The organism is Brenneria nigrifluens DSM 30175 = ATCC 13028 (assembly GCF_005484965.1).
In the GTDB taxonomy this organism is placed as follows: Bacteria; Pseudomonadota; Gammaproteobacteria; order Enterobacterales; family Enterobacteriaceae; genus Brenneria; species Brenneria nigrifluens.
The window spans coordinates 3,372,385-3,394,097 of the sequence record NZ_CP034036.1 but is presented as its reverse complement, the minus strand read 5'-3'; the positions used below and the strand labels follow the sequence as shown (position 1 = coordinate 3,394,097).

General features: G+C 55.1%; 23 protein-coding genes. 4 read left to right on the top strand and 19 right to left on the bottom strand.

The window, feature by feature from the left end; translation table 11 throughout:
* Positions 1-29: 29 nt before the first annotated feature.
* Entirely contained in the window at positions 30-1,826 is a 1,797-nt protein-coding gene (locus EH206_RS15850; protein ID WP_009113835.1) for an ABC transporter ATP-binding protein/permease, read from the top strand.
* A gap of 75 nt (positions 1,827-1,901) precedes the next feature.
* Here the strand turns inward: EH206_RS15850 and EH206_RS15845 are convergent, their stop codons facing one another.
* The 6 genes from EH206_RS15845 to EH206_RS15820 all read right to left on the bottom strand — a co-directional run bounded on the left by EH206_RS15845 (position 1,902) and on the right by EH206_RS15820 (position 8,620).
* Positions 1,902-2,633, bottom strand: a complete 732-nt coding sequence (locus tag EH206_RS15845) for an AAA family ATPase (RefSeq protein WP_009113834.1) — start codon at positions 2,631-2,633, stop codon at positions 1,902-1,904.
* Positions 2,634-2,792: 159 nt separating this feature from the next.
* Complete coding sequence (locus EH206_RS15840; RefSeq protein WP_009113833.1) at positions 2,793-5,777, bottom strand: autotransporter domain-containing protein; 2,985 nt, start codon at positions 5,775-5,777, stop codon at positions 2,793-2,795.
* A 486-nt stretch (positions 5,778-6,263) separates the two neighbouring features.
* Positions 6,264-6,455, bottom strand: a complete 192-nt coding sequence (locus tag EH206_RS15835; protein ID WP_009113832.1) for a YpfN family protein — start codon at positions 6,453-6,455, stop codon at positions 6,264-6,266.
* A gap of 2 nt (positions 6,456-6,457) precedes the next feature.
* The gene (locus tag EH206_RS15830) at positions 6,458-7,132 is read right to left on the bottom strand and encodes a M15 family metallopeptidase (RefSeq protein ID WP_009113831.1); all 675 of its coding nucleotides are present in this window, start codon (positions 7,130-7,132) and stop codon (positions 6,458-6,460) included.
* Positions 7,129-8,256, bottom strand: a complete 1,128-nt coding sequence (dapE, locus tag EH206_RS15825) for a succinyl-diaminopimelate desuccinylase (protein WP_009113830.1) — start codon at positions 8,254-8,256, stop codon at positions 7,129-7,131. Before dapE ends, EH206_RS15830 begins: the two co-directional genes overlap by 4 nt.
* A gap of 1 nt (position 8,257) precedes the next feature.
* Positions 8,258-8,620: an ArsC family reductase gene (locus EH206_RS15820; protein WP_009113829.1), complete on the bottom strand. Its 363-nt coding sequence runs from the start codon at positions 8,618-8,620 to the stop codon at positions 8,258-8,260.
* A 234-nt stretch (positions 8,621-8,854) separates the two neighbouring features.
* Here EH206_RS15820 and ypfM point away from each other — a divergent pair, with 234 nt between their 5' ends.
* Entirely contained in the window at positions 8,855-8,914 is a 60-nt protein-coding gene (gene ypfM, locus EH206_RS23650; protein ID WP_137739240.1) for a protein YpfM, read from the top strand.
* Positions 8,915-9,082: 168 nt separating this feature from the next.
* Here the strand turns inward: ypfM and EH206_RS15810 are convergent, their stop codons facing one another.
* A complete protein-coding gene (locus EH206_RS15810; RefSeq protein WP_009113828.1) occupies positions 9,083-9,781 on the bottom strand; it encodes an aspartate/glutamate racemase family protein in 699 nt (232 codons plus the stop codon).
* A 227-nt stretch (positions 9,782-10,008) separates the two neighbouring features.
* On the opposite strand from EH206_RS15810, the gene cspE reads away from it, so the two are divergent.
* Entirely contained in the window at positions 10,009-10,218 is a 210-nt protein-coding gene (gene cspE, locus EH206_RS15805) for a transcription antiterminator/RNA stability regulator CspE (protein ID WP_009113827.1), read from the top strand.
* A gap of 215 nt (positions 10,219-10,433) precedes the next feature.
* A complete protein-coding gene (gene tatA, locus EH206_RS15800; protein WP_009113826.1) occupies positions 10,434-10,631 on the top strand; it encodes a Sec-independent protein translocase subunit TatA in 198 nt (65 codons plus the stop codon).
* Between the two features lie 77 nt (positions 10,632-10,708).
* On the opposite strand, the gene lipA is transcribed toward tatA, so the two are convergent.
* From lipA to lptE, 12 genes are all read right to left on the bottom strand, one after another.
* A complete protein-coding gene (gene lipA / locus EH206_RS15795) occupies positions 10,709-11,674 on the bottom strand; it encodes a lipoyl synthase (protein ID WP_009113825.1) in 966 nt (321 codons plus the stop codon).
* A 259-nt stretch (positions 11,675-11,933) separates the two neighbouring features.
* Positions 11,934-12,614, bottom strand: coding sequence for a lipoyl(octanoyl) transferase LipB (gene lipB, locus EH206_RS15790; RefSeq protein WP_009113824.1), 681 nt, complete (start codon positions 12,612-12,614; stop codon positions 11,934-11,936).
* A 27-nt stretch (positions 12,615-12,641) separates the two neighbouring features.
* Positions 12,642-12,905 carry a DUF493 family protein YbeD gene (ybeD, locus tag EH206_RS15785; protein ID WP_009113823.1) on the bottom strand — a complete coding sequence of 88 codons (264 nt, stop codon included), beginning with the start codon at positions 12,903-12,905 and terminating at the stop codon, positions 12,642-12,644.
* 70 nt (positions 12,906-12,975) lie between these two features.
* A complete protein-coding gene (gene dacA / locus EH206_RS15780; protein ID WP_009113822.1) occupies positions 12,976-14,187 on the bottom strand; it encodes a D-alanyl-D-alanine carboxypeptidase DacA in 1,212 nt (403 codons plus the stop codon).
* 203 nt (positions 14,188-14,390) lie between these two features.
* Positions 14,391-15,395 (bottom strand): endolytic peptidoglycan transglycosylase RlpA, encoded by a 1,005-nt coding sequence (rlpA, locus tag EH206_RS15775; RefSeq protein WP_009113821.1) that lies wholly within the window; start codon positions 15,393-15,395, stop codon positions 14,391-14,393.
* Positions 15,396-15,408: 13 nt separating this feature from the next.
* Positions 15,409-16,521, bottom strand: a complete 1,113-nt coding sequence (gene mrdB, locus EH206_RS15770; RefSeq protein ID WP_009113820.1) for a peptidoglycan glycosyltransferase MrdB — start codon at positions 16,519-16,521, stop codon at positions 15,409-15,411.
* 9 nt (positions 16,522-16,530) lie between these two features.
* Positions 16,531-18,435 (bottom strand): peptidoglycan DD-transpeptidase MrdA, encoded by a 1,905-nt coding sequence (gene mrdA, locus EH206_RS15765; RefSeq protein ID WP_009113819.1) that lies wholly within the window; start codon positions 18,433-18,435, stop codon positions 16,531-16,533.
* 35 nt (positions 18,436-18,470) lie between these two features.
* Positions 18,471-18,941: a 23S rRNA (pseudouridine(1915)-N(3))-methyltransferase RlmH gene (gene rlmH / locus EH206_RS15760; RefSeq protein ID WP_009113818.1), complete on the bottom strand. Its 471-nt coding sequence runs from the start codon at positions 18,939-18,941 to the stop codon at positions 18,471-18,473.
* 1 nt (position 18,942) lies between these two features.
* Positions 18,943-19,260, bottom strand: a complete 318-nt coding sequence (gene rsfS, locus EH206_RS15755) for a ribosome silencing factor (RefSeq protein ID WP_040343333.1) — start codon at positions 19,258-19,260, stop codon at positions 18,943-18,945.
* A 177-nt stretch (positions 19,261-19,437) separates the two neighbouring features.
* Positions 19,438-20,127, bottom strand: coding sequence for a nicotinate-nucleotide adenylyltransferase (gene nadD / locus EH206_RS15750; protein WP_009113816.1), 690 nt, complete (start codon positions 20,125-20,127; stop codon positions 19,438-19,440).
* Positions 20,117-21,151 carry a DNA polymerase III subunit delta gene (gene holA / locus EH206_RS15745; RefSeq protein WP_009113815.1) on the bottom strand — a complete coding sequence of 345 codons (1,035 nt, stop codon included), beginning with the start codon at positions 21,149-21,151 and terminating at the stop codon, positions 20,117-20,119. The genes nadD and holA overlap by 11 nt, the downstream gene beginning before the upstream one ends.
* Positions 21,148-21,702 (bottom strand): LPS assembly lipoprotein LptE, encoded by a 555-nt coding sequence (lptE, locus tag EH206_RS15740; protein WP_009113814.1) that lies wholly within the window; start codon positions 21,700-21,702, stop codon positions 21,148-21,150. The genes holA and lptE overlap by 4 nt, the downstream gene beginning before the upstream one ends.
* Positions 21,703-21,713: the final 11 nt, after the last annotated feature.

Here is a 21,713-nt window from a genome sequence, read left to right as displayed (position 1 = left end):
CGCATGATCGGATACGGGTATGAAAGTCAGTGAAAGAACATGATGAAAGTGATTTGAGGCCAGGCATCTGGCAGATTTTGTTTCCTTATTGGCGATCATCGGAGAAATACCTGGCGCTGGCTGTGCTGGCGGTGATTATCAGCATCACGCTGTGCAACGCCTACCTCCATGTCAGGGTGAACCGTATTGCGGGAGAGTTCATTGATGCACTGATCGCGCTGGACTGGCAACAGATCAAGCCGCTGTTCGTGCTCAATTTCATATTGGGATTGGGTGTGATGCTGTTGCCGGAGATTGGCGTGATCTTTAACCACTATCTGGCGTTACGTTGGCGCACTTGGGTAACGTTACGTTATATCCGGCGTTGGACGGGAACACCGGCATATTACCGGCTGGAACGGGATGGTATGCTAAGCAATACCGATCAGCGTATTGCCGATGATGTCAGTGAACTGGTGGAGGCATCGCTTAAATTCTTTATTAGCCTGGTATCGGTTTTTATTAATACGGCGACCTATACCGTACTGTTATGGTCCGTTGCTGGAACCCTGCGTTTCAGTGCGCTGGGCCGTGAATGGGCGATTTCGGGCTATATGGTTTATACCGTGTTCATTTGTGCTTTTCTGCAACTGTATATTTCTCATGTCCTTGGTAAGAAATTAATTTTATTAAATATAAATAAACAAGATGCAGAGGGCGACTTTCGTTTTCTGGGCATGCAGGTAAGGGAAAATGCGGAACAGATCGCGTTTTATCAGGGCGGTATGCGGGAAGGAGAGCGCCTGATCCAACGCTTTCTTATCCTGCGGAACAATGCGCTGGCCATTATCCAGCGCAGTTTTAAGGTCTCGCTGGGACAAGGCACGTTTTCCCATTTTATTTCTCCATTGCCTACTCTGCTGGCGTTGCCGCAGTTGCTGAACGGTGAGATCACCTTCGGCGATCTGACTCGTATCCAGATGGCATACGGTTCTCTGCGTTCCACGCTGAGCTATTTCATGCAGGCATATGAGGCCTTTACCCGCTGGCTGGCGTTGACCAACCGGCTGCGCGATCTGGAGCAGGCGCTGAATAAATCTGACAATGCGATATCGGATATTCTCCTGCTGGAGAGTGAAGCGCCGGGATTCAATTGCCGGCGACTAGTACTGAAGACTCCTGACGGTAAGGAACTAACGACTGTGGAACAGTGGCGAGTACTGCCCGGTGAACGCTGGCTGATCGCCGGTCTCTCAGGGGTGGGTAAGAGTACTCTGCTGCGGGCCTGTGCCGGGTTGTGGTCGTACGGCGAGGGTGAGATAGTTCGTTCGACCGCCAGCCGCTTCTTGTTCCTGCCTCAGAAAAGCTACATCCCCACCGGTACGCTGAAGGCGGCGCTCTGTTATCCCAATAACGAAACGGATTTTAGCGATGAACAGTGCCGTCAAGCGCTGACACAGAACTGTTTTCCGGGGGCGGTTTCCCTGTTGAATATCAGCGATCGCTGGCAACAGCGGCTATCCGGCGGTGAACAGCAGAGACTGGCGATCGCCAGGGCGCTGTTGCATCGGCCGGACTTTATTTTTCTGGATGAAGCGACCAGTGCGCTTGATGCGGCTACCGAACAACATATTTATCAGACATTGCTGTCGGCTCTGCCCGGCAGCGCTATCGTCAGTGTGGCGCACCGTGAATCGCTGGCGGCTTTTCACTCGCATCGATTGCATTTAACATCCAGTATTACACCTTCAGGACATGATGAGGTCAATGGTGACGATACCGTACCGTTACGTGAAGAGAGGCCGCATCGGGATGATCGCCGCCCTGACGGGATTGGCTATATTTAGCGCGGTGAATGACGTTGCGTCTGGCCCGAAGATTATCGGCGCGGCGGTATTTCCGCTGTAAACCACCGGCAACGCTTATTCCAGTAGCTGTTTCAATCTTTTGGGATAGTTGTTCATATAGTCTCTAGTAATAAAGAAGTGTTCCGTATCTTCATAACTCACCTCAAACAGGCCCGATTTACTAAATTTATAAATTCGGGACTGCGGATAAGAGAGAATAATGGGGGAGTGAGTCGCTATGATAAATTGTGATCCCTTCTGGACCAACTCATGTATTGCGCGCAGCGCGGCTAATTGCCGGTTAGGCGACAGCGCGGTTTCCGGTTCATCCATCAGATAAATGCCATGCCCGGTAAACTTTTGGGTTATTAACGTAATAAAAGCTTCGCCGTGAGAGTGGTGGTGGATTTTCTTATAATCAACGCTTTTTAGCGATGCGCGTTCATCCCGATAGGTCGCGACATTAAAAAAACTTTCTGCCCGCAGAAAATACCCGTCCTGGGGTCGATAAGGACCCCGAACCGGGAGAAGATATTCATATAGGGGGGCGGCGCCATGCTCGGTGCTGGAAATATTTAGCGGGGTACTTCCTCCTTGCGTATTGAGTCCCAATAATATCGCCAGCGCTTCAAGCAGCGTAGATTTTCCGGATCCGTTTTCGCCGACAAGGAAGGTAACATCAGAATGGAACGTAATCTCTTCAAGCGCTTTTATCGCCGGAATATTAAATGGATAACTGTCGGATTCAATAGTTTTTTTCGGATTAAAACAGACCCGTTGTAAATAGGGTTTAACCGCGTTTTCCATTTTTCATACTCTCATCTGCACGTTACGTCGGCGAGAACGTTATTTTAAGTTATCGGGGGACTTTTTAATGACTGTTGCCGGAATTATGCCGCATTCCCCATACGTACGATAATTCCGGTCATTCTGACGAGTCTGTTATTTTACCGGCCTCGGCCGATATCAGAAGGATACGTCAACGCCGCCGCGCAGCACTTCCTCATTTCCGCGATCGGCAAAGTGCTTGTCTGCCCGCAGGAAGAAGTGGGCATCGGCTGTTTTGCCTACGTCCAGCCGGACGCCCGCCCACTGAGAGTCTTTATCCAGACGAATGCCGGGAATGTCAAGACGTTCGCCTTCCCGGCCCAGTCCGCTCCAGCGGGCGGTCACATCCAGGGATGGATTGCTGAACGCGTGCTGATATTCACCGCTGAGGCCCAGACTGCTCCACCATCCCTGATGCCATTCGATCGCTGCCCGCAGATTCAACCCGGCTAAACCGACGGTACGGGAATAGTCGTTACCTTCTCCCGTCAGGCCGAATTCACTGCCGGTATCGGTAAAGCCGCCGGTGGAAAGACGGCTATATTTCAGTCCGGTATAGGGTTGCACGCTGAAGACGTCATTTAAGGCCAATTCATAGCCGGTTTTCACCAGTCCCTGCCAACTGTCGCTTGATGTACTGCTGGATACCGCCTGCACATCGTCCAGCAGAATAGAACGTTTTAATTTATCGCGACCGCGCTGATAGCTCAGGTTACCCTGAACATACCATTGCGGCGTGAGGTTATAACGGGCATAGCTCATCACGCCGTGTAACTCATTCTCACTACTGCCGCCGCTACCCTGGTAGCTGGCCTTGATCTGGCTGTTGGTATAGGCAATCCCCGCACGCAGGCCCGCGGTATCGAAGTCGGTGTCGGCCCCGATCGCCGTCAGGTTGATATCGTAATGGCTGCCCAAATAGCCAGATTGGCTCAGGTCGCCGCGCAGCTTGCCGGTCTCTATCCAGAATCCGTAGCTGTTCCCATTATCCAGCCGATCCAGACGGTTGTTCAGCAGTTGATTTTGGTAATCAAGACTGTTGAACAGGATGGCATTGCTGGAGGCATGCGCCTGACCGGATAGCGAATCCAACGAGATTGCCGCTGCGCTGGCCGTCGCCAGTTGCTGGAATGCGGCGGCTTTTGCCAGCAGGCCGGTTTGTTCGGCGCTGACGCTGTCGGAGGTAGCCCAGCGGTCGGCAACCCGTAAGGCGGACTCCACGTTGGCGGCGGTTTGCAGCAGGGCCGAGCCCTGTAATCCGCTGTTGGCGACGGCATCGACGGTATTGACGCGGCTGAAGGCGCCGGTGACGTCATTGGCGCCATAGGTTACGCTGCCGGTGAGGAACAGGCTGGTGTCGACGCCGGCGAATTGGCCGCTGACGCCCAGGCCGCTGTGCAGCAGGGTTTCGCTGACCTGGACGATATAGTCGTCGCCGGGCAGCCCGACGCTCAGCGTGCCGTCCAGCGCGGCGCTGCCTGTCACCGCGAGCGGGTTGGACAGCGTGATGCTCAAGGCGCCGTTGCTGGTTTGAATGTAATCGCCGGAGATGGTCAGCCCGCCTTCGGCGGTGGTGGCGACGGTGCCGGCGTTGTTGACGTTGCCGCCGATGGCGCCCTTGCCCGCCAATGTCCCCGTCCCCGATACCGTGGCATTGCCCGCTATCGAACCGTCCACGAACAGGCTGTTGGCGGTGATGCGCGTATCGCCCTGATAGGCGTTGTTCCCCGTCAGGCGCAGGATGCCGCCAGCGTTGTCGGCGCCCGTAACGATAAGGCCGTAGTCACCGCTGATATCGTTGGAAAAGCTGTAGTCGCCGGCGGTCAGCCGGGCGGTGAAGTCGTCGGCGTAGAACATGGCCGGGCCTTTTAACGCTTTTTCGGTATTCAGATCGCCCCAGCCAAAGGTGTCATTGTAAGGGCGTCCGTTGGCGGTATCGGCCACCGTTTTTTCAGCGCGATGGAAGATAATTTCCACCAGATTGCCGTCATCATCATAGATCGATTCATAATAAGAGTTATCGGGATCGTATTCTGTGTAAGCATCGCTGTGATATGTCGACGTCGTTAGCAGTGTCTGCTGTAGGTTATAGCCGGTCATCCACGGGAAGGTTGCCTTGACGAGCGCGGCTCCTCCCGCTACCCGCGGCGCGGAAAAAGAAGTACCGTATGCGTTTTGGGTCGTCCATTCGCCATCTGTTGTATCGCCTTGGCTAGGATATTTCGCGGTGCCGAGCGCGCTCATGCAGTATGCGGCCGCGCCGCCACAGGCGTCGAATAGATAGAGTTCGTCTGGTTGATTGGGTTTCGAATACACATTTTCATCGATGAAACCGGTAACGGCCAGTATGCCCTTCTGTAGTTCGGGTTCATCGCTGTAGATCACTGGGAGCAGCGCCTGAGGGGATGGTGTGGAGGTATTCTCGTTACCTGTCGATATGACGGCAAGCGCTTCGGCGTCGACGATCTCCCGCAGGGACTGCAATTCGTATTGATATCGTTGGCCCGCGGCCGCCAACTCCTCGGGTGTAGTCAGTCGTTGGGTGGAGCCATAAGACATATTAATGATCTTGACGTCGTTTTCCAGCAGCCAACTGACGGAGTATAGGGCTTCGATAGATCCGAAACTCCTGTCTTTTGAGGCTTGCGCGATATAAAGCTGGCTGTCGGGGGCCATCCCGGCGGGCCATTGCCGCCACTCTTGCCCGGCCAGAGTCATCGCCACTATCGTTCCGTGTCCGTCATCGCCCAGGTTATCATTTAGGTCTTCGCTTCCGCCGACGAAAGATTTGAAAGCCGTGACGTTGTCATAGTTGATGTAGGGACGGTTCAGGGAAAGTCCCGAGTCGATAATGCCCACCTTGACCCGGGAGTCGCCGGGTTCCGTCGGGGAGGGCGGGGTCTCCGGCTCCGTCGGATTTGTCGGTGTTTCTGGCTCTGTCGGTGTCGTGGGCTCTGTTGGTGTAGTGGGTGTTTCCGGCGTTGGCGCCGCGCCGGCGCTGCCTCCCCCTCCGCCGCTGCTGCAACCGGCCAGCATCAGCAGGGCAACAGTGATATTGACTGCTAATATTGATTGCCTGAAGGTTTTTCTTTTCGGTGATAATAAGGACGCCGTTATCGTCATTTTATTTTCCCTGGTGTTATTTATAACGTAGAACCGCCTCCCGCAATAAAGGGATTTGGGTAAAAGTGCTAATTTATTAACAGGCGCATTATTCTGATAAATAAAAACTGCCTGCTTTGTCCGTGCTTAAAGACGCGGGTTTCTGTTATTTTTAAATAAATATGCCATTTTTCTGTCGGCCTCGTCTTTGGAATTATTATCAGTGCTGGTTTTTATTCATGGGCTGTTGTCGGATAGACAAGGGTGTTTTAGCCCTTCATTGATATCTGTGCAATAAGATGGGAAAAGCGACAGCGGGAGATGCGTTTTATTATTTACAGTTATTCAAACGTTGGGAACAACACCATTCACATTAGATGCCGTGCCCGGTGTAGAATATGGAATTGCCGAGCGGATGCTCAATCACGCGCCGGCGCTACTGCGGTATGACGGCAGCTTGGTATTACCGGAGTAATACCAGATTTTCTGTGCTGAACGGCCGTTTTTTCACGGCTTTTTCTGCGGCCCGTCATCCTCTTCGTCGTCCCATTTATCGTTGTTGTCACGATGCGGGGGCAGCTTGGGCTTGTTCATCAGGAAGCGCTTATGATCGACGTTGCGCAGCTCTTTGATGCCGTTTATCAGCATACCGATCAGGATAATCAGGATTATCCACCAGTAGTCAGCCAGCCATGCCATGATCAAGCTCCGTCGACGTTGTGTATGAAGCGGGTAAACAGCAGCGGCAGGTGTTCGCATAGCCAGTGATAACCGGCGATCTCCTCCCCTTGCCAGGCCGACAGAATAATGTCGGACGTCAGCTGCTTTTCCGCATACTGTGCCAATGGATAATAGCTTATATGCCAGGGTTCCGCCGCGACGCCGCCAAGATCGTGTTCATAAGGGCGATAAAACCCGAATTCATGCATATGCCGGCTAAGCCAGTCGCTCAGATCGACAAAGTAACCGCCCTGTTGATATTCCCAGGGTTCCAGCTGTAGCTTTTTCCCCTGCGGAAGCAGGTCCGGGTCATAGATATCCAGATCGCTGCCCCAGTGATGGCGGCTGGCGCCCGGCATGGCCGACCAGCGTAAAATCGCCTTGCAGCGATCGCCCTCATCCAGCGATAAGATATCCAGCGGCCGGCCCTGTTTGTCCATCACCGGGCGCTCCCCACTGAATTTGCCGTTCCAGATCAAACGCTGGCGGTTAAAGTCGCGAAATGTGCTGGCGGGTTGAAGATTAAATCCGTTTTTTTCCGCCGCGCGCTGTAAAGCTTCAAAGGCGATGACCGCTTCGGGCTGAAGGCGATGATGGCCGCTGAGCGTGACCAGATGACTGTCGCTTTTTCCGGTTAGCATGGCATGAGTAATCATGCGATCAATTGCTCCATAACCCGCTGGTACATACGGCTTAACAGCTGTAGGTCCGCTGCGCTGACGCACTCGTCCACTTTGTGTATGGTGGCGTTGACCGGGCCGAGTTCCACCACCTGGGCGCCCATGCGGGCGATAAAGCGCCCGTCGGAGGTGCCGCCGTTGGTCAGCAGCGCCGGGGTGATTTCGTTGTAATGTTCGACGGCTTTCACCACGGCATCAACCAGTTCACCCTGTGCGGTCAGGAACGGCAGTCCGGAGAGCCGCCAGTCAATGCTGTAGTTTAGCTGATGACGATCGAGCAGTTCCGCCACCCGCTGTTTAATGCGCTCATCGGTCAATTCGGTGCTGAAGCGGAAATTAAACTGTACCAACAGTTCGCCGGGAATAACGTTATTACTGCCGGTGCCTGCCTGAATATTGGCGATTTGCATGCTGGTCGGCGGGAAAAATTCATTACCCCGATCCCACTCCGTCGCCGCCAGCTCATTGAGCGCCGGCAGAGCCCGGTGTACCGGATTATCGGCAAGATGCGGGTAGGCGACGTGACCCTGAACGCCCTGGACGCGCAAGTCGGCGGTGATGGAGCCGCGGCGGCCGTTTTTCACCACGTCGCCGACGATAGCGGTGCTGGACGGTTCGCCCACCAGGCAATAATCCAGCCGCTCATTGCGCGCCGTCAGGGCTTCAACCACTTTTACCGTGCCGTTAACGGCGCTGGCTTCCTCATCCGAGGTGATCAGGAAGGCCAGCCGGCCATGATGATTGGGATTGGCGGCGACGAAGCGTTCGGCGGCAACCACCATCGCCGCCAGCGAACCTTTCATGTCGGCCGCGCCGCGACCGAATAGCATGCCGTCGCGAATGGTGGGTTCAAAAGGCGGATGCCGCCAGCGGCTTTCATCGCCGCTCGGCACCACGTCGGTATGCCCGGCAAAGGCCAGCGTTTTTCCGGCGCCGCGCCATGCCCAGAAATTTTGGGTATCGCCGAAATTCATCGGTTCAATGGTGAAGCCAATAGATTTCAGGCGTTCGATCATTAATGCCTGGCAGCCTTCATCATTCGGGCTGAGGGAGGGGCGTTTAATCAACTGTTGGGCGAGTTCGATAACCGGGCAAGACACGTTATTTGTTCTCCGCAATAAATTCCTGATAGCTCTGCGCGCTGAAGCCAAGCAGCGTTTTGCCATCGTTTGTCGTTAACAGCGGCCGTTTGATGATCGCGGGCTGTTCCAACATCAGGGCGATGGCGGCGGCTTCGACGCTGATGGCGTTGCGCTGTTGTTCGCTCAGTTTACGCCAGGTGGTGCCGCGCGTGTTGATTAATGGCTGCCAGCCCAGTTGGGCAATAAAGCGCCGCAGCAGCGGTTCGTCGAGACCGTCGGCGCGATAATCATGAAAGCGGTAATCGATCTGTTGTTCTTCCAGCCAGCGGCGCGCTTTTTTTATGGTATCGCAGTTTTTGATGCCGTACATGGTCAGCGTCATTGTTAGTAAAGTCCTTTCTGCTTATTGAGTTACGTGATGATCATTGAACGGCGCAGCGCGGGGGGATGAGCCTGACATCGTCGATGAACCAGCATGCCGAAAAAACACGCTGAGATCCACCGTCAACTGAGAAACAGAAATGAGTGATTGCTCGCTTTTTATACTTGCAAAAGTATTTCACCTGGTTAAAAAGTGTGCGTATAATGCGCCGCCGTTAATTATTAAGAGGTTCTTATGATAGAAGTAGAAGTGGGTCATTGGAAAGATTTTATTGAAGCAATGTTACGCAGATAATAATTAAAAGTTACATTTTGCATTGTATACTAGGAAGATTTGACGATAAAAGCAGTAATCCCAGCGGGCTACTGCTTATTTTTTGCTAAAAATGAGGAAACCTGAGTAAATAAAAGAGGCTATTATTTCCTGCAGGTAACTACATGATTTTTTTAATTTAATTTATTGTTATTCAATATCTAATGCATATCTCGCCGCCGCCAGCGCATGTAAGGTGCTGGTGTCGAAAAGGGGAACGCCGGCATCATCGGCGCTCAGGAGCAGCGGTATTTCGGTACAACCGAGAATAATCCCCTCCGCGCCCTGTTGCTCGAGTCCTTTAATGATTTCCCGGTATTTCCGACGCGATCCCGCATCAATCTTTCCCTGACACAGCTCGTTAAAAATAATACGGTTTATCGTTTCTCTCCCGCTCCGGTCGGGGATGATGACCTCTATGCCGTAGCGCCGGCGAATTCTCTCGCGGTAAAAATCCTGCTCCATGGTATAGCGGGTTCCCAACAGGCCCACTTTTCTTATCCCTTGCCGGTAGATGTTTTCACCGGTGGCATCGGCAATGTGTAAAAGGGGAAGCTGGCTGGCATGCTCAACGGCATCCGCCACTTTGTGCATGGTGTTGGTGCAGATGACGATAGCTTCCGCCCCGGCTTTTCTTAAAACGACGGCGATATCCGATAACGCCCGGGCGGCCTGCTGCCAATCGCCCTGCGACTGGCAGCGTTCTATGTCGTGGAAATCGACGCTGTACAATATGAGCCTGGCCGAATGCAGTCCGCCGAGCCGGTTTTTTACGTATTCATTGATGGTGCGGTAGTAGGGAACCGTTGATTCCCAGCTCATGCCTCCAATCAGGCCCAGTGTTTTCATCGCCGTTTTCCTTGCACGTTTGATACCATAAAAAATGGTGGATCAGGGTTAACATACCAAACCAAGATATTAATCTTGTTAAATTTTGTCTGTGCGCCCGTTCGGCATACTTTTTTAGCGATTTTTATCACTTTTTGCCCATCTTCAACTGGACAAATGAGTCATCTATTGCTGTACTGTACCCGACACAGATTTTGTGTCTTTCATTCATGTTAAAGGTAAGTTTGATGTCTAAGATTAAAGGTAGCGTTAAGTGGTTTAATGAGTCCAAAGGATTCGGTTTCATTACTCCTGAAGATGGTAGCAAAGACGTATTCGTACATTTCTCTGCCATCCAGAGCAATGGATTCAAAACTCTCGCTGAAGGTCAGCGCGTAGAGTTTGAAATCACCAGCGGAGCGAAAGGTCCGTCTGCTGCTAACGTTATCGCTATTTAATTATACCGATTTCTTGAAAAACCCGCCTTATGGCGGGTTTTTTTTATGGCGGGCATCCAGCCAGCCCGGCAGTGAAAGCGGTAAGCCGAGGGAATGCTGATGCCGGGTCTTACTTTGTTACAGATGGCGATTGTGTTGCCGCCGATAAGGTTTTACACAGGGATAATGTAATCCGTTCGCTGGGTTATCCGGCATCTGCAATCAGGTAGGTAAGTATGGAAGGTATCAGTATCGCCAAGCTGTTGGTCATCGGTGCATTGATCGTTTTATTGTTCGGAACCAATAAATTGCGCAGCCTGGGGGGCGATTTGGGCGCCGCGATTAAAGGCTTCAAGAAAGCGATGAATGACGATCAATCGTCCAAGCCGTCCGCTGCCGCGGCGTTGAACGGCACGCACCGCAAAGAGTCATAATCCGCGAATGAAAAACGGACGGCGACGGCCGTCCGTTAACACTAAATCTGTAACCAAATATAAGCCCTTGGCGGCGCTTATTTCACCTCTATCCCTTTCGCCTGCAAATCCGCATGGTAGGAAGAGCGCACGAACGGGCCGCAGGCCGCATGGGTGAAGCCCATCGCCATGGCTTCGGCTTTCATCTCATCAAACTCGTCCGGGCTGACATAGCGCTGTACCGGCAGGTGATGGCGGCTGGGTTGCAGGTATTGTCCCAACGTCAGCATGGTGACGCCGTGGCGGCGCAGATCGCGCATGACTTCCACGATCTCGGCGTTGGTTTCGCCAAGGCCGACCATCAGCCCGGATTTTGTCGGAATATCCGGATGGGCGTTTTTGAAGTTTTCCAGCAGCTTCAGCGACCACTCATAATTGGCGCCGGGGCGGACCTGACGATAAACGCGCGGTACGTTTTCCAGGTTATGGTTGAAAACATCCGGCGGGGTCGCCGTCAGAATATCCAATGCCCGATCCATACGGCCGCGGAAGTCCGGCACCAGGGTTTCGATGCGGATTTGCGGATTCTTGCGGCGAATGGCGCTGATGCAATCAGCGAAATGCTGGGCGCCGCCGTCGCGCAGGTCGTCGCGGTCGACCGAGGTGATCACCACATAGCGCAGGCCCATATCATGGATGGTTTGCGCCAGCTTTTCCGGTTCATTGGCGTCCGGCGTCAGCGGTCGGCCATGGGCGACGTCGCAAAACGGGCAGCGACGGGTACAAATCGCCCCCAGGATCATAAAGGTGGCGGTGCCGTGGTTAAAACATTCCGCCAGATTCGGGCAGGAGGCTTCTTCGCAAACCGAGTGCAGTCCGTTTTTACGCATCGCGGCCTTGATGCCCTGAATACGGCTGGAGTCAGCGGGCAGTTTGATTCTCATCCATTCTGGCTTGCGTAGCATTTCCTGCCGTTCAGCGACGACGGTACGCACCGGGATTAGCGCCATTTTATCGGCATCGCGGTATTTTACGCCGCGCTCGATCTGAATCGGTTTACTCATGTTCGCGTAAGTTCCAGTTCTGAATATACTCGTCATACTTCAAGTCGCAGATGCGTTGGCCTTTCTGTCACTCGAACTATTTAGAGCATGGCTTTTGGAATTTGTTAACAAAATTCAATGGATTAACCGTTTTGTTAAAATTTTTTTTAAAAAACTCTCAAAATTATATCATCTTTGCCGGCACAGATTCAGCTATTGCGGCGGTAAAATGGAGAAATTATGTAAATAAAATGTGATTAGTTATCATTTGAACCGGCGGTTACGGCAGCGGCTCGCCGTTCTCGGTCAGATCCCAGTTAATCACTTCGTAGTGCCGGTAGCCCAATAATTGGCGGAATGATTCGACCAATACCGTAGTCGTATCCTCCAGCGTAACGCCAGGCGCATAGTCGCTTACCTGCGTCATCTGCATACCGGCATAACCGCAAGGGTTGATGCGCTGGAAAGGGGAGAGGTCCATGGCGATATTCAGCGCCAACCCATGAAAGGAACAGCCTCTGCGGATACGCAGTCCCAGCGAGCAGATTTTACGCTCGCCGACATACACGCCCGGCGCGTCGGCGCGGGCGCAGGCTGCGATATCAAAATGGGCCAGCGTGTTCACCACCGTCTGTTCAATCGCGGTGACGAGCTGGCGTACGCCAAATTTGCGCCGTTTTAAATCCACCAGCACGTACATCACCTGCTGGCCCGGACCGTGGTAGGTCACCTGGCCGCCTCTGTCGCTCTGTATCACCGGGATATCGCCGGGGGTTAAAACGTGTTCGTCCTTGCCGGCCTGGCCCTGGGTGAACACCGGAGGATGTTGCACCAGCCAGATTTCATCCGGCGTTTTATCGTCGCGCAGATCGGTGAATGTGTGCATCGCCAGTGAAATCGGCTGGTAAGGCTGTACGCTGAATTGACGTACTATGATCTTATCCTGTAGCACGCGTGTCATCTTCAGGTTAAGGAAGGATGGCGGGGATTATAACACCATCCGCACGATTTCAATATTGCCCAGCTCTTCATACAACGTTTCCACCTGCTCAATATGGGTCGCGGTAATGGTAATGGAAACGGAGTGATAATTGCCTTTGCTGCTGGGTTTGACCTGCGGCGTGTAATCACCGGGAGCATGACGTTGCACCACTTCAACGACCAGATCGACCAACTCTGGTTTTGCCTGTCCCATCACCTTGTAAGTAAACGGGCAGGGGAATTCGAGCAGTTCGTTTAATTTGGTTTTCATCTGCACTCCGGCATCAATTGGGATGGTATAAATGGCTATATGGGGATGATTTATCCCCATACAAGAGGAATTAGCCGAACCAGCGGTGGAACATCAGTTTGATGTAGTCGACCAGGCGGCTGAAAATACCGCCTTCCTTGACTTCATTCATCACCACCAGCGGGCGCTGGTCGATGGTTTTGCCGTCCAACTGGAAGTTGATGGAACCCACCACCTGATTATTGCCAAGCGGGGCATGCAGTTCGGTATTGGTCAGCACATAGCTGGCTTTCAGATCTTTCATCCGGCCGCGCGGAATGGTCAGGTAAACATCTTTTTCCACCCCCAGCGCCACGCGGTCGCTGTCGCCAAACCACACCGGTTCCGAGGCGAACTCTTTACCGGTTTTCAGCGGCGCCACGGTTTCAAAGAAGCGGAAGCCCCAGGTGAGCAGCTTTTTGCTTTCGGCTTCGCGCCCTTTAAACGTCCGTCCGCCCATCACCGTTGAAATCAGGCGCATCTGGCCTTCGGTCGCGGAGGCCACCAGGTTATAACCGGCGGCGGATGTATGGCCGGTTTTGATACCGTCAACGTTCAGGCCGCTGTCCCACAGCAGACCGTTGCGGTTGGTCTGGCGGATATTGTTAAAGGTGAACTCTTTTTCTTTATAGGTGGCGTATTCTTCCGGCACGTCGCGGATTAACGCCTGGCCGATCAGCGCCATATCGCGCGCCGAACTGAACTGCCCCGGCGCATCCAGACCATGTACGGTTTCGAAGTGGGTATTTTGCAGCCCCAGTGCCTTTACGTAGCCGTTCATCAGGTTAACGAACGAATCCTGACTGCCGGCGACGTAGTCGGCCATGGCCACGCAGGCATCGTTACCGGATTGCAGAATAATGCCGCGGTTCAACTGGGAAACCGGAACGCGATCGCCCGGCTTGAGAAACATCAGTGAAGAACCCTGAAAAACCGGATTGCCGGTCGCCCAGGCGTCCTTACTGATGGTAACAATATCGTTAGGGGTGATTTTTCCTGACTTTATCGCCTGGCCGATGACATAGCTGGTCATCATTTTGGTCAGGCTGGCCGGATCGCGGCGTGCATCGGCATTCATTTCAGCCAGCACTTTTCCGGAGTTGTAATCAATCAGGATGTATGATTCTGCATCAATTTGCGGTACGCCGGGGATCATCGTTTTAAGATTGATGTCATCGGCATAGGCAAAGGAGGTCGCACTAAGGGCGAACAAAGCGCCAAGCACAGTACGTTTGGTAAAACGAGACGTGTTTACAGTATTCATGATTGGAACAACAACATCCGTGGGTATAAGTTAAAAAACGAGCCACACTATAGCAGATGAGAAATAGGCAGGCACCAGACATTACGTTACGCGATTTTGCCAAAAGGACGCTGTGGCTGACGTCACACCCGTCCCTTTATCCGCCGTCGCTTATGGCTACCCCGCACCAGAATCATCGCCCCGACCAGGGGCGTCTCACCTTGCTAGAGCGCGCCGGGCGCCGCAGTAATAAAGGATTGCTGCTGAGCTTCGACCGACAAACGTTGTTGAAGTTCAGCCGCTTGCCGACGATTCTGGAACGGCCCCAGTTGGACGCGGTACAGCCCGCCGCTGCTGGCGACATCGCCGGTTACGTGAAAGCGCTCGCGCAGAGTGCGTAACCACTCCTGCGCCCGCAGCCGATCGCTCAGCGCGCCGACCTGAACCACGTAACGTCCGTCCGCCGTTGGGGCGGCGCTTGGCGCCGCGGGCGATGTCGCGCTGGCCGCCGGCGCGGTTTCGATCACCCCGGCCGGCAGCGCGGAAGGCGCGCCGAGGAAACCGCCGCTTTGCGGCGCGGCGTTATCGGCCGGCGTGTCGGCGCCTGCAGCCGTTGGCGTGCCGAGCGCTCCGGCGCCGAGGCTGGGGCGATCGGGCAGAGCGAAACTCTGTTTGGCGACGCGGGTGCCGATGGTGCCGGGGCCGGAAAGGGTGCCGTCCGGCGCGACGTTGATGAAGTCGACCTTGACCTTGGTGTTGTTGGAGATATTTAACCGGTCGCCGGCGGCTTTAGACAGATCGATAATCCTGCCCGGCGTATAGGGGCCGCGATCGTTCACTCTGACCACCAGACGGCGGCCGTTGCTGAGGTTGGTGACGCGAACGTAGCTGGGCAGCGGCAGCGTCGGGTGCGCGGCGGTCAAGCCATTGGGATCGAAGACTTCGCCAATGGCGGTCTGGTTACCGCCGGCTTCCTCGCCATACCAGGTCGCCAGGCCGGTTTCACTAAAGTTTTGCGGGTTTTTTATCACCCTGTAGGTCTTGCCTTTGATGGTGTAGTCTTGCAGCGCGCCCTGATTATAGGGTTCATAGCGCGGCTCGACCCCGCCGATTTCATCAACCGGGCCGCTATATACGCTCGCCGCGGGCGGCGCCGGCTGCTGTTCCGTGACGGTACAGGCTGAAAGCACCAGGCTAACGGCGCCGATCCAAAGCCAATCCTTACGCATTGCTCACCTCGGTTTATAAGTTTTTGGATAGCATCTTGCGGTGAGTATGTATCGACATAACGATACCGAATCCCGCCATCAGGACGATAAGGGCCGAACCGCCGTAGCTGACCAGCGGCAGCGGCACGCCGACAACCGGCAGGATGCCGCTGACCATCCCGATATTCACGAAAACGTAGACGAACAGAATCAGCATCAGTCCGCCGACCATCACCCGCCCGAATGATGTCTGCGCGTTGGCGGCGATGACCAGACCGCGCATAATCAGAAACAGATACATCGCCAGCAGAACCAGTACGCCGATTAATCCCAGCTCTTCCGCCAGCACCGCGAAGATAAAGTCGGTATGACGCTCCGGTAGAAACTCTAGCTGAGATTGCGTGCCGTGCAACCAGCCTTTGCCGGAAAGCCCGCCGGAACCGATGGCGATTTTCGACTGAATAATATGATAGCCCGCCCCCAGCGGATCGCTCTCCGGATCGAGCAGCATCATCACCCGCGCTTGCTGATAGTCGTGCATCAGAAAGAACCACAGAATGGGGATAAAGGCGACCAGCAACAGTACCGCGATGCCGATAAGCCGCCAACTCATTCCGGCGAGGAACAGCACAAACAGCCCGGACGCGGCGATAAGGATGGAGGTGCCCAGGTCCGGCTGCGCCGCGACCAGCAGCGTCGGGGTAAAAATAATCACCAGCGCGATGGCGGTATTTTTGAGCGAGGGCGGACACATATCGCGGTTGATAAAACGGGCCACCATTAGCGGAACGGCGATTTTGGCGATTTCGGAGGGTTGGAAGCGCACAAATCCCAGATCCAGCCAGCGTTGGGCGCCTTTACTGATCTGGCCGAAAATATCCACCAGCATCAACAGGATAACGCAGACAATATACAGATAAGGCGCCCAGCCTTCGTAAACCCGCGGCGGGATTTGCGCCATAATCACCATGACGAACAGCCCCAGCACGATCTGCACGATTTTCCGCTCCATCATGGCGATATTCTGCCCGCTGGCGCTCCACATCACCAATAGGCTATAGCCCAGCAAGGCCAGGATGCAGATAAGGAAAGGAAAGTCGATATGGATCTTGGTCCAGATCGAGCCTTTTTGTTGGCTATCCGTCATGAATGTCTGTCACTCGCTTTCGATGCCGGGCGCCGCCGGGGGCGCGCTCGGTAATTCTGTATTGTTATCGCCCAACATGATGTGGTCAAGGATCTGCCGGGTGATGGTGCCGACCGTCGGGCCTGCGCCGCCGTTTTCCAGGATGATCGACATCGCCACCTTGGGACTGCTGTAGGGAGCGAAAGCCACCATCAGCTTATGGTCGCGCAGATGTTCGGAGATCTTGTGCGCATTGTAGGTTTCATTCTCTTTCAGACCGTACACCTGCGCGGTGCCGGATTTGGCCGCAATCTTGTAAGGCGCATCGTCAAAGCTTTTATGGGCGGTGCCGTTTGGGCGGTTGGCCACGCCGTACATGCCGTCTTTGGCGATTTCCCAGAAGCCGGAATGAATATCGCCAATTTGCCGATGCTCCGTTTGACGGTACGGAATAATCCTTCCGTTCTCTCTGGTGCTATGGAGCAGATGGGGCGTCTTTACCTGCCCGTCGTTAATCAGGGTGACCAGCGCCTTGTTCATCTGAATCGGCGTTGCCGTCCAATAACCCTGCCCGATGCCGACCGGAATGGTGTCGCCCTGATACCAGGGTTTCTTGAAGCGCTTGAGTTTCCATTCGCGCGTCGGCATATTGCCGGCGCTCTCTTCGGAGATATCGATGCCGCTCTTCTCGCCGTAACCGAATTTACTCATCCATTCGGATAAACGATCGATACCCATGTCGTAGGCGACCTGATAGAAAAAGGTATCCGCCGATTCTTCCAGCGACTTGGTCAGATTAAGACGGCCGTGGCCCCATTTTTTCCAGTCGCGGAAACGCTTCTCCGAGCCCGGCAATTGCCACCATCCCGGATCGAACAAGGTGGTGTTGGTGGTGATGACGCCGGCGGTCAGGGCCGAAACGGCGATATAGGGTTTGACCGTCGAGGCCGGCGGATAAATCCCCTGGGTCGCCCGGTTGATCAGCGGGCGGTTGGCGTCATTGCGCAGCCGGTTGTACTCTTTGCTGGATATGCCGTCGACGAACAGGTTGGGGTCGTAGCTGGGGGTGGAGACCAGCGCCAGAATGCCGCCGTCGCGCGGGTCGGTGACGATCACCGCCGCGCGGCTGCCTTCCAGCAGTTTTTCAATATAGATCTGCAGATTAAGGTCGAGCGTCAGATAAATATCTCTTCCCGCCTGCGGCGGCTGTTCATGGAGCTGGCGGATCACCCGCCCGCGATTATTGACCTCGACTTCTTCATAGCCGGGTTTGCCGTGCAGCAAATCCTCATAATGGCGTTCGATCCCCAACTTGCCGATATCGTGGGTGGCGGCGTAATCGGCGATTTTCTCTTCTTTATTCAGCCGTTCGATATCTTTATCGTTAATTTTCGACACATAGCCGATAACGTGGGTCAGCGCGGAGCCGTAAGGGTAATAGCGCCGCTGATAGCCTTTAACCTCCACGCCGGGGAAACGGTATTGGTTAACGGCGAAGCGGGCGACCTGCGTATCGTCCAGGCCGGTTTTGACCGGAATAGAGGTAAAGCGGCGCGAGCGCTTGCGCTCTTTTTCAAAGCTTTCCAGATCGTCATCGGTCAGATCGATAATGGGTTTCAGCGCCGTCAGCGTTTCCTGCAGGTTATCCACTTTTTCCGGCACCAGCTCCAGCTGATAGATCGTCCGGTTCAGCGCCAGCGGGATACCGTTGCGGTCGTAGATAATGCCGCGGCTGGGGGCGATGGGCACCAGTTTGATGCGGTTTTCATTGGAGCGGGTGCGATAGTCATCGAAGCGTAAAATTTGCAGATGATAGAGATTGGCGATCAACACGCCGGAGAGCAGCAAAATGCCCAAAAACGCCACTAAAGCGCGACGCACGAACAGGGCGGACTCGGCCGTATAATCACGAAAGGGTTTGCGTTCTATTTTCATCCAGCGATTTATTTCACGTATTTCATCGTATCGCCTTACTCCCGATGGTAAGGATGATTAGTGGTAATGCTCCAGGCGCGGTACAGGCTTTCCGCCACCAGTACGCGCACCAGCGGATGAGGCAGCGTCAGGGGCGAGAGCGACCAGCTCTGTTCCGCCGCGGCCTTACATTCCGGCGCCAGTCCTTCCGGGCCGCCAATCAGCAGGCTGACGTCGCGTCCGTCCTGTTTCCAGCGTTCCAACTGCTGCGCCAGCTGCGGAGTTTCCCACTGCGTGCCGGGAATATCCAGCGTAACGATACGGTTGCCTTTTCCCACGGCCGCCAGCATCTGTTCGCCTTCACGCTCAAGAATGCGTTTGATATCCGCATTCTTGCCCCGTTTGCCGGCGGGGATTTCCGTCAGCTCGAATGGCATATCCTTGGGAAAGCGGCGCAGGTAATCGGTGAAGCCCGTCTGCACCCAGTCAGGCATTTTTGTGCCGACGGCGACCAGTTGCAGTCTCATGCTAGCCCCAAAGCTTTTCCAGTTCGTATAGCTGGCGGCTCTCTTCCTGCATTACATGGACCATCACCTCGCCCAGATCGACCACCACCCAGTCGGCGACATTTTCGCCCTCCACGCCGAACGGAATCAGCCCGGCGGCGCGCGACGCCTGTACCACATGGTCGGCAATAGAGGCGACGTGGCGGGTCGAGGTGCCGGTACAGATAATCATATAGTCGGTGATGCTGGATTTACCCTGCACGTTCAGCGCAACGATATCCTGACCTTTTAAATCGTCTATCTTGTCAATAACGAAATCTTGGAGTACTTGGCCTTGCAAAGGTTCCCCCTCGGTAGTTTCCATCCGCGGTCGATGGGCGCTTATGGCGCTGAAGATCTGAAGATGTAAAAAAGACCGTTTTTCGCTGCCTAATTGCAGATATTAACGGTTTTTCCGGTAATTGAAACCAGCGGCGGAGTATATCACGCGCTTCGGATGAGTGGTATAAAGCTGTGGCTAGCGGTATAGCCCTTGCTCGTCGATGTAGCGCCGCACCGCCGCGGGCAGCAAATCATCGCAGTCGAGGCCCTGTTGCCGCCGTTGGCGTATTTCCGTCGCTGAAATGGACACCTGCGGGGTATCGGCTAAAAAGATCAGCCCCTGGGGCCGTTGATGCAGGGCGCGAGCGTCCCGCGTCAGGTGGTCGTCCAGCCACTGCTGCAGCGCCGGGGTGGAAAGGGCGGGGCCGTAGCCCGGACGGGCGCAAACCAGCAGGTGGCAGACGCCGAGAATATCTTGCCAGCGCTGCCATTGATGCAGCGTCTGCAGCGAATCCTGGCCGATAATAAACGCCAGCGGCGCGGCGCGGCCCTTTTCGGCGCGCAGTGCTTCCAGCGTATCGATGGTATATGACGGTTGCCGGCGCCGTAGCTCCCGGTCGTCCACGGTGAACAGGGGCTGGCCTTCAATCGCCAGTTGCGCCATCCGCAGCCGCTGTAGCGGGCTGGCTTCCGGCTGCGGCCGATGGGGCGGAACATTATTCGGCAGTAAAACGATGCGCTTTAATCCGACGATTTTCGCCAGCGCGCTAACGGGCCGCAGGTGCCCGTAATGGATAGGGTCAAAGGTCCCGCCGAAAAACGCGGTCAGCGATGCGGGGCCGGCAGGGTTGATGGCGTCGGTTGGCGTGGTCGAACTAGTTAACATCTAACAGGCTCTCTGGCAGGTTTTTACCGCACAATATCATGGCGAGCGTTTCCAGCTCCGACCAGACGGACTGACCATAGTTCTGTTTCAGGGTAATTTCCAGTTTCGCCAGCAGGCTGATGGCCTGGTGCAACTGCGCCATGGTTAACCGTTGCAGCGCCTGGGTTAACAGGTCGCGGCGATTTTGCCAGACTTTATGCTGATCGAAGAGCGTACGCAACGGCGCTTTGGCCATTTTCCGCTTCAGCGTAAGCAGCAACAGCAGTTCGCGCTGTAGAGTGCGCAGTAGAATGACGGGTTCGCAATCTTCCTGCCTGAGCTGGTGCAGGATATGCCAGGCGCGTTTGCTTTTGCCCGCCAGTAAGGCATCCAGCCAGTGAAACGGGGTAAAGTGCGCGGCGTCGCTGACCGCCTGCTCAACCCGGGGCAGGGTGAGCTTGCCGTCGGGATAAAGTAGCGCCAGCCGTTCCAGCGCCTGGGTTAAGGCCAGCAGGTTGCCCTCATAGCAGTAGCAGATAAGCTGGCCCGCCGGTTCGTCCAGCGTCAGTTTCATCGCTTTGGCGCGGTTGGCCACCCAGCGCGGCAGCTGCGCCTGCTCCGGGGACAGGCAGTTCACATAGGCGCCGTCCTGCGGCAACGCCTTGAACCAGGCGCTGTTTTCCTGCGCCTTGCTCAGCTTGTTGCCGCGCAGCATCAGTAAAATATCGGGGTGTAGTAAGCCGGAAAGCTTGACCAGATTTTCCGCCATCGCCGCATTCGGGCCGTTTTCAGGCAATATCAGCAATAGCGTCTGCCGGGTGGCGAACAGGCTAAGCGCCTGACAGGTGCTGAAGATCGCATCCCAGTCGGTGTGAACATCCAGCGTGAAGCTGAAATGTTCGCTGAATGTCTGCTGCTGAGCCGAGTGGCGAATAGCGTCCAGGCTTTCCTGCAGCAGCAGGGGGTCGTTACCGCAGATCAGATAACAGGCGCGCAGCCCCTCATGGAGCTGCGCGGCGAGCTGTTCCGGGTAAAGCCGTATCATGGCCGCGCGGGTGGAGTAACGGCGGCCGCGGTGCTCTGCCGCCGCTCGGCGGCCTCTTTGCCGTTGACGGTAAGCAGCTTACGCACCAACTGCTGCGCCGCCTGCTCGCGCATTTCCTGGCGGATAATATCCTGCTCGGCGTCTTTCGCCAGCGCGGTTAACGGGTTATCGAAGAAGGTGCGGAATACCGTCACGCTGAGCGGATAGATATCTTCATCCGGCATCAGCACCTGCGCCCGGAGCGTCAATACCATTTGGTATTCGGCGGTTTTCCCGTCCTGGAAAATCGAGACGGTATCCTTCGTTTCCGAGGTGTTCAGCAGCCGCAATGACGGAATATCCTGCCGGGCGGCGTCATCAACGATTTCCACGTCGCTGAGGCGCAGCTGCTCGCGCACCGCGCGGGTTAACGGGCCGTAGGGGTCGCTGCTGTCCAGCACCAGCTTTTGTAGCTGCTCAGGCACCTGTGTGGTGCCGCGCAGATGGTAACCGCAGCCGGCGGTGAGTAACACCGCCAGCCCCAGCAACAACGTGAATAGACGATGTCGCACAGATCCTCCTT